6 protein-coding genes are annotated in these 7,425 nt (G+C 68.8%); 4 read left to right on the forward strand and 2 right to left on the reverse strand.

Features of this window, described 5'->3' with window-relative positions:
- Nucleotides 1-65 precede the first annotated feature (65 nt).
- Both valS and P2P98_RS05325 read left to right on the forward strand, forming a co-directional pair.
- Nucleotides 66-2,633 carry a valine--tRNA ligase gene (gene valS, locus P2P98_RS05320; RefSeq protein WP_275797888.1) on the forward strand — a complete coding sequence of 856 codons (2,568 nt, stop codon included), beginning with the start codon at nt 66-68 and terminating at the stop codon, nt 2,631-2,633.
- Nucleotides 2,633-2,881 carry a hypothetical protein gene (locus P2P98_RS05325; RefSeq protein WP_058626675.1) on the forward strand — a complete coding sequence of 83 codons (249 nt, stop codon included), beginning with the start codon at nt 2,633-2,635 and terminating at the stop codon, nt 2,879-2,881. The genes valS and P2P98_RS05325 overlap by 1 nt, the downstream gene beginning before the upstream one ends.
- Before the next feature lie 7 nt (nt 2,882-2,888).
- Here P2P98_RS05325 and P2P98_RS05330 read toward each other — a convergent pair whose 3' ends face one another.
- Nucleotides 2,889-3,110, reverse strand: a complete 222-nt coding sequence (locus P2P98_RS05330) for a hypothetical protein (protein ID WP_275797890.1) — start codon at nt 3,108-3,110, stop codon at nt 2,889-2,891.
- The gene (locus P2P98_RS05335; RefSeq protein WP_275797892.1) at nt 3,107-3,697 is read right to left on the reverse strand and encodes a helix-turn-helix domain-containing protein; all 591 of its coding nucleotides are present in this window, start codon (nt 3,695-3,697) and stop codon (nt 3,107-3,109) included. Before P2P98_RS05335 ends, P2P98_RS05330 begins: the two co-directional genes overlap by 4 nt.
- Before the next feature lie 81 nt (nt 3,698-3,778).
- Here P2P98_RS05335 and P2P98_RS05340 point away from each other — a divergent pair, with 81 nt between their 5' ends.
- Together P2P98_RS05340 and P2P98_RS05345 are read left to right on the forward strand one after the other, a co-directional pair.
- On the forward strand, nt 3,779-5,830 hold the full coding sequence (locus P2P98_RS05340; RefSeq protein WP_275797894.1) for a M3 family metallopeptidase: 2,052 nt from the start codon (nt 3,779-3,781) through the stop codon (nt 5,828-5,830).
- Nucleotides 5,831-6,242: 412 nt separating this feature from the next.
- Nucleotides 6,243-6,887 (forward strand): hypothetical protein, encoded by a 645-nt coding sequence (locus P2P98_RS05345; protein ID WP_275797896.1) that lies wholly within the window; start codon nt 6,243-6,245, stop codon nt 6,885-6,887.
- The last annotated feature ends 538 nt before the right edge of the window (nt 6,888-7,425 follow it).

Below are 7,425 nucleotides of genomic sequence, written 5' to 3' on the forward strand. Positions count from 1 at the left end.
CCTGGATGCCACACCCATCAGGCACGCTCACACAGTGCCGCCCATATCGCTCGAGGAGTACCCCCATGGCCACGATTCCCGACAAGCCCGCCCTGGAAGGCCTCGAGCAGAAGTGGGACGCCGCGTGGCGTGAGAACGGCACCTACGTCTTCGACCGCATCCGCGCCGCCGAGGCCGGTCGTCAGGGCGTGTACTCGGTCGACACCCCGCCGCCGACGGCGTCCGGGAGCCTGCACATCGGGCACGTGTTCTCGTTCACGCACACCGACGTGAAGGTGCGTTTCGAGCGCATGCGCGGCAAGACGGTGTTCTATCCCATGGGCTGGGACGACAACGGCCTGCCCACCGAGCGCCGCGTGCAGAACTACTACGGCGTGCGCTGCGACCCCTCGCTCCCCTACGACGCCGACTTCACCCCGCCGTTCGCGGGAGGCGACAACAAGAGCAGCAAGGCCGCCGACCAGGTGCCGATCAGCCGCCGCAACTTCATCGAGCTGTGCGAGCAGCTCACCGTCGAAGACGAGAAGCAGTTCGAGGACCTCTTCCGCGAGCTGGGCCTGAGCGTCGACTGGACGCAGACGTACCGCACGATCTCCGACGACTCGATCCGCACGAGCCAGCTGGCGTTCCTGCGCAACATCGAGCGCGGCGAGGCGTACCAGGCGCTCGCGCCGACGCTGTGGGACGTGGACTTCCGTTCCGCGATCGCCCAGGCCGAGCTCGAGGACCGCGACCAGCCCGCCGCGTACCACCGCGTGGGCTTCGCCAAGACCGACGGTTCGGGCGACGTGTTCATCGAGACCACCCGCCCCGAGCTGCTGCCCGCGTGCGTGGCCCTCGTGGCCAACCCCGACGACGAGCGCTACCAGCCGCTGTTCGGCTCGACCGTGCGCACGCCCCTCTTCGACGTCGAGGTGCCGGTGCTCGCCCACCCCCTCGCGCAGAAGGACAAGGGCTCGGGCATCGCCATGATCTGCACGTTCGGCGACGTGACCGACATCATCTGGTGGCGCGAGCTCGACCTCCCCAACCGCACGATCATCGGCAAGGACGGTCGCATCGTCGCCGACGCCCCCGACGTGATCGTGACGGATGCCGCGCAGGCTGCGTACGCGGAACTCGCGGGCAAGACCGTGTTCAGCGCCAAGAAGCGCATCGTGGAGCTGCTGCAGGAGTCCGGCGCCATGGAGGGCGCCCCGAAGCCCTTCACCCACCCCGTGAAGTTCTTCGAGAAGGGCGACCGCCCGCTCGAGATCGTGTCGACGCGCCAGTGGTACATCCGCAACGGTGCGCGGGATGCCGAGCTGCGCGAGCGCCTGATCTCGCTCGGTCGCGAGATGTCGTGGCATCCGGACTTCATGCGCGTGCGCTTCGAGAACTGGACCAACGGGCTCACCGGCGACTGGCTCGTGTCGCGCCAGCGCTTCTTCGGCGTGCCGATCCCGGTCTGGTACGCCCTCGACGAGAACGGGGAGCGGGACTACGACCGCGTGCTGACCCCCGACCTGGCGTCGCTGCCCGTCGACCCGACCACGGACGTGCCCCCGGGATACACCGAGGACCAGCGCGGTGCGGCCGGCGGCTTCGACGCCGAGCGCGACATCCTCGACACGTGGGCGACGTCTTCCCTCACCCCGCAGCTGGCCGGCGGCTGGCAGCGCGACGAGGAGCTGTGGAACCTCGTGTCGCCGTTCGACCTGCGCCCGCAGGGTCAGGACATCATCCGCACCTGGCTCTTCTCGACCATGCTGCGCAGCGCCCTCGAAGACGACCGTGCCCCGTGGTCGGATGCCGCGATCTCGGGCTTCATCGTCGACCCCGACCGCAAGAAGATGTCGAAGTCGAAGGGCAACGTGGTCACGCCCGCCGACATCCTCAAGCAGCACGGCTCCGACGCGGTGCGGTACTGGTCGGCCTCCAGCCGCCTCGGTACCGACGCGGCCTTCGACCCGCAGAACCCGACCCAGGTCAAGATCGGCCGGCGCCTCGCGATCAAGCTGCTGAACGCGGCGAAGTTCGTGCTGTCGTTCCCCGTGCCCGAGGGCGCGCAGGTCACGCACGCGCTCGACGCGTCGATGCTCGCGACCCTGGATACCGTGGTGCGCGACGCGACCGCCGCGTTCGAGGCGTACGACCACGCGCGGGCGCTCGAGATCACCGAGTCGTTCTTCTGGACGTTCTGCGACGACTACCTCGAGCTCGTGAAGGAGCGCGCCTACGACCAGACCGACGTGGGGCAGGCCTCCGCGGCTCTCGCGTTGCGCACGGCCCTGTCGACGCTCGTGCGCCTGTTCGCGCCCGTGCTGTCGTTCGCGTCCGAAGAGGTGTGGTCGTGGTTCGAGGAGGGGTCGGTGCACACCGCCGCATGGCCCGAACCGCTCGGCATCGAGGGCGACCCGGCCGTGCTGACCGCCGTGAGTCAGGCGCTCATCGGCATCCGTCGCGCCAAGACCGAGGCGAAGGCCTCGCAGAAGACGCCGGTCACCTCGCTGACCGTGTCCGGGCCGCACGTCGAGGCCCTGCGCCTCGCGGAGGGCGACCTGCGCGCGGTGGGACGCATCGAGACGATCGCCTTCGCCGAGGGCGAGACCACCACCGTCACCGACATCGTGTTCGCACCCCAGGAGGACTGATGCAGCTCGGAACCCGTTGGACCGCCCGCGAAGAGCCGCCGAAGGCTGTTCCCGAGGTGCTCCACGCGCAGATCGCCGCGGTCGAGGAAGCTCTCAACCCCGACGGGCTCAGCGCCCCCGCGCCGCGGTGGACGCTGACCTTCCTTGAAGGCCGTCCGGTCGCCGAGCTCGACACCGGCGTCATCGTGACGCAGGATGCCGCCGGCGAGGTCGTCGTGCGCTACGACGAGGGCGACGAGTTCGCCTGAGCCGACGTCAGCGGATGCGGAGCGTGAACTCCGCCTCCGCGGTCAGCGAGCGCCCTCGATCACGGGCGGTGTCGCGTGCGCAAGCCGCGACAGCTCGGTCCTCGCGCGCCCGCATGCGGTTCTCGGCCGTTCGTGCGAGCGCCCGCGAGAGCGCGATGAGCGTGCGGTCGAGAGCGGTCGGCGCGAGCGCGCGGGGCGTGGTGGGCAGGGAGGTCGTCAGGGTGGTCATGATGCGGCTCCTTGAGCGGGCAGGGGGAAGACGTCGGCGCGCATCGACACCACGCGGACGTCCTCTCCGGTCTGGTCTCGGTACTGGGCGATCGTCTCGTCGATCACGGTCTGCAGCCGAGCGCTGAGCTCGGCCATCTGTTCGGCTGTCAGTCTCGCGCTGGCGGTGGAGATCAGGGTGGCGTCCCGCCATTCCGAGGGCTCCTCCCACCCGTGGCGCACGAACTGCATGAGCTGCTCCTGTCGCAGCGTCAACGTCTCGCTCGCGACGGCCTCCTGCACGGCTCGACCCGCGGGGGTCTTCGCGAGTTCGGGGTCCGACAACGTGACGGAGCCTGCGGGCCGCTCCCACCACCGCTCGCGCGCCGTCCCTCGCCCCTCGACCTCGCGGATGAGGTCGTGACGCGCGAGCGCGCGCAGGTGGTAGCTCGTGGCCCCCGTGGACTCCCCCGTGAGCGCGGCCAGTCCGCTCGCCGTCTGAGCGCCGTACTGGCTCAGCAGATCGAACAGACGCACCCGCAGGGGGTGGGCGAGGGCGCGCAGTGCGCCGGCGTCGAGGACGCGTTCGCGGGGTGTCTCCGGGCTCATACTGCAAAGATACCTTTGCAACTTTATCGATGCAAACATTTCTTTGCATCCGCGCGCGAGGCGGGTGACTACGCTGGACGGATGACGGATGCCGTGACCAATCCCCTCCTCTCACCGCCCGCTCTCCCCTACGACCTGCCGCCGTACGGTAGCATCCGCGTCGAGCACTACCTGCCCGCGTTCCGCGAAGCGTTCGCCGTGCACCGGGCCGAGGTGGAGCAGATCACCTCGCAAACCGAGGCGCCGACCTTCGAGAACACCCTGGTGGCCCTCGAGCGCAGCGGCGCCCTACTCGACCGCATCGCCCGCACGTTCTACACGGTGTCGTCGGCGGACGGCACGGCCGAGATCCAAGCCGTCGAGGAAGAGCTCGCGCCGCTCATGGCCGCCCACAGTGACGCCATCCAGCTGGACGCGACTCTCTTCGCCCGCATCTCGGCCCTTCACGCGCAGCTCGACGAGCTGGGTCTGGATGCCGAGAGCCGCTACCTCGTCGAGCGTCACCACCGCGAGATGTCGCTGGCCGGCGCCGGTCTCGGTGATGCGCAGAAAGTGCGGCTCACCGACCTCAACCAGCGCCTCTCGGTGCTCACGACGACGTTCGAGAAGAACCTCCTCGCCGACACGAACGATCTCGCCGTCGTGTTCGACGACGTCGCCGAGCTCGACGGTCTCAGCGAGGGCGAGCTGTCGGCCGCGGCGCAGGCCGCCACCGCCCGCGGGCTCGACGGTCGGTATGTCGTCACCCTCACCCTTTACACCGGTCACCCGTACCTCGCCTCCCTCGCCAATCGCGAGAGCCGGCGTCGTCTCCTCGAAGCCTCGCGCGCCCGCGGTACGCGTGGCAACGCGCACGACAACCGCGAGGTCCTCCGCGAGATCGTGCGCCTCCGCGCCGAGCGCGCCGCCCTCCTGGGCTACCCGTCTCACGCGGCGGCGATCCTTGCCGACCAGACAGCCGGGTCCCCTGAAGCCGTGCACGATCTCCTCCGTCGCCTCGCCGTGCCCGCCGCGGCGAACGCTCGGTCGGAGCAAGCGGCGCTCCAGCGCATCGCCGACGCCGACGGCATCCGGATCGAAGCCCACGACTGGGCCTTCTATACCGAGAAGGTGCGCGCGGCCGAGTACGACCTCGATCGCGCGGCCCTGCGCCCCTGGTTCGAGGCCGAGCGCGTGCTCCGCGACGGCGTCTTCTTCGCGGCCGAGCAGCTGTACGGGGTGACGATCACCGAACGTCACGATCTGCAGGGCTACCACCCCGACGTGCGCGTCTTCGAGGTGCACAACGCCAACGGCAGCGAGCTCGGACTGTTCCTGCTCGACCTGTACACGCGCGATTCCAAGCGCGGCGGCGCCTGGATGAACTCGATCGTCACGCAGTCGGCCCTGCGGGGGACGGCTTCCGTCGTCGTCAACAACCTGAACGTCAACAAACCGGCACCGGGCACACCCACGCTGCTGACGCTCGACGAGGTCACGACGCTCTTCCACGAGTTCGGTCACGCCCTGCACGGTCTGTTCGCCACGGTGACCTACCCGCATTTCGCGGGCACCGCGGTGCACCGCGATTTCGTCGAGTTCCCGAGCCAGGTCAACGAGATGTGGATCCTCTGGCCCGAGATCCTGACGAACTACGCCCGTCACATCGACACCGATGAGCCTCTGCCCACGGACGTCGTCGAAAGGCTGCACGCGTCGGAAGCGTTCAACCAGGGTTTCGCGACGAGCGAGTACCTCGCGGCATCCTGGATCGATCAGGCGTGGCACGGCCTCTCGGTCGAAGAGGCGGCGTCCGAGATCGACGTCCGGACGTTCGAAGCCGAGGCGCTCGCCGATATCGGCCTCGACAACCCCGCCGTCCCCACCCGCTACGCCTCGACCTACTTCGCACACGTGTTCTCGGGCGGATACAGCGCGGGGTACTACTCGTACATCTGGAGCGAGGTTCTCGACGCCGACACGGTCGAGTGGTTCCGCGAGAACGGTGGCCTGTCACGCGCGAACGGCGACCGCTTCCGCGAGCGTCTCCTCGGTGTCGGCGGCTCGACCGATCCGCTCGCCGCCTACCGCGACTTCCGGGGCCGGGATGCCGAGATCCAGCCTCTGCTCGAGCGTCGAGGGCTCTCGGGCTGAGCGCCGGGCGCTCGAACAGCGCGTCTCGAAGGCGCCGCGCGGGCGGGTGACTCGAAACCGTGCGGTGAGGCGATGGGCGTCGATGCGGAGTCCGTCGTTGGGCGATCGCCTGGAGGTTCGTGCTACGGCATCGCCTGGGTGATGAGGGTGGGGGTGGCCGTCTGGGGCCGCCGGTGCGGCCGATTGCTCAGTGAGCGGGGCGTGTCCTGCGCCGGACGTGGGAGTGCCCCCACAGAGGGTGGCACGCGCGTGCATACAGGTGCGCGTACGAGCGCGGCGGTGCGTGCTCGTACGCGCCGTGGCCGTGGCCGTGGCCGTGGCTGTGGGCGTTGCGGTAGGGGCGCGCTGGGCGTTTCGGCGCGGGGTACTAGGGCCTGCCTGACGAAGGGTCCGTCGATGCCAGACTTTCCCAGTGAGTATCTCGCAGCACCTTCCGCCGTCGTCAGCTCGTGAACCGGCTGACGGGGGTGTTCGTCGACCGTGGTGGAACGTCGGGGTAGCTATCGCTGCCTGGTTCGGGTTGTGGGCGCTGACTCCCGGACTACTGAGCAATGGGATCGGTCACCTCATCACCGACAATCTGGCCGGAGCCATCGCTATCGAAACCGGGGTGGCGCTGGCGGTAGTCGCTGCTCTCCTGCTCACGCACAGGCGTTTCAATAGCGTGCTGTTCGCGCGGTCGTGGTCGCTATGGCTGTATGCACTTCCGGTGGTGCTGGCGATCGCGTTGCCGTTCCACGACGACCTGATCCTTCCCGTGCTGCTGTACATGGTGTGGATGATGGTGTCCGTGTTCTGGCAGGACTATCTGACGTTCGGACTCCTGCAGAGCTACCTGGGTGAGCGACTGCCCGCCTGGACGGTGATCGTGCTGAGCGCTGCGATCTTCTGGCTCGGACACGTTCTGTTCATCCCTGAACGGTTTGGACTCGGAAACTGGCTTCCGAGTATGGCGATCCTTGCGCTCGGCGTCACGCTCGCTTCGCTGCGGGTCGGGCTGAAGACCTTGCACCTGATCCTCGCGCTGCATCTGTCGTTCTACTTTCTGTTCGCCTGATCCGCGCCGAGCCTCGAGAAAGTGAATCCAGGAGACGACCCCGTTGAGGACAATCGCAGCACGGTAAATCACGGCGTGATTGCCTGGAGTCGACGATTGTCGTGTCCGCCGCCCCGGATGTGAGGCGGTGTTCCGGGCTGGCTCGGCGCTCGGCTGAGAGATCGCGACGCTGATCGGCTCGGTGGGCGGAGGACTGACGTCAGACGGACGCGGTTCGTACACCTGCGTGCTCCCACTGTCAGACACACCCTAGGCGCGGGCTGGCGGTGGGGCCGTAGGCTTTGCGGTTCGGGCGCGCTGGGCGCGAGCTTCCGGCGCGGGCGCAGGGTGGTGCACCGCACGAGTAGGCGTGGGCGCGCGGCGCAAGTAGGCGTGGGCGCCGCGGGTGCGTGCGCGCGGGTCCCTGGCGGCCGTGCTCCAGGTCGGGTTGAGGGATGGTGCGCGGTCAACCGCCCCGCCGGGAGTTGGGTTAGAACGGGGCGTGGTCGTGGTCGGGTGGGGGTGGGTCGTCGGGGAGGAATCTCACGGCGGGTGAGTA

It is taken from the genome of Microbacterium sp. Kw_RZR3 (assembly GCF_029222405.1).
Taxonomy (GTDB): Bacteria; Actinomycetota; Actinomycetes; order Actinomycetales; family Microbacteriaceae; genus Microbacterium.

Coding starts and splice junctions, on each gene's coding strand:
- valS (WP_275797888.1), top strand. CDS start 66: ATGGCCACGATTCCCGACAAGCCCGCCCTGGAAGGCCTCGAGCAGAAG.
- P2P98_RS05325 (WP_058626675.1), top strand. CDS start 2,633: ATGCAGCTCGGAACCCGTTGGACCGCCCGCGAAGAGCCGCCGAAGGCT.
- P2P98_RS05330 (WP_275797890.1), bottom strand. CDS start 3,110: ATGACCACCCTGACGACCTCCCTGCCCACCACGCCCCGCGCGCTCGCG.
- P2P98_RS05335 (WP_275797892.1), bottom strand. CDS start 3,697: ATGAGCCCGGAGACACCCCGCGAACGCGTCCTCGACGCCGGCGCACTG.
- P2P98_RS05340 (WP_275797894.1), top strand. CDS start 3,779: ATGACGGATGCCGTGACCAATCCCCTCCTCTCACCGCCCGCTCTCCCC.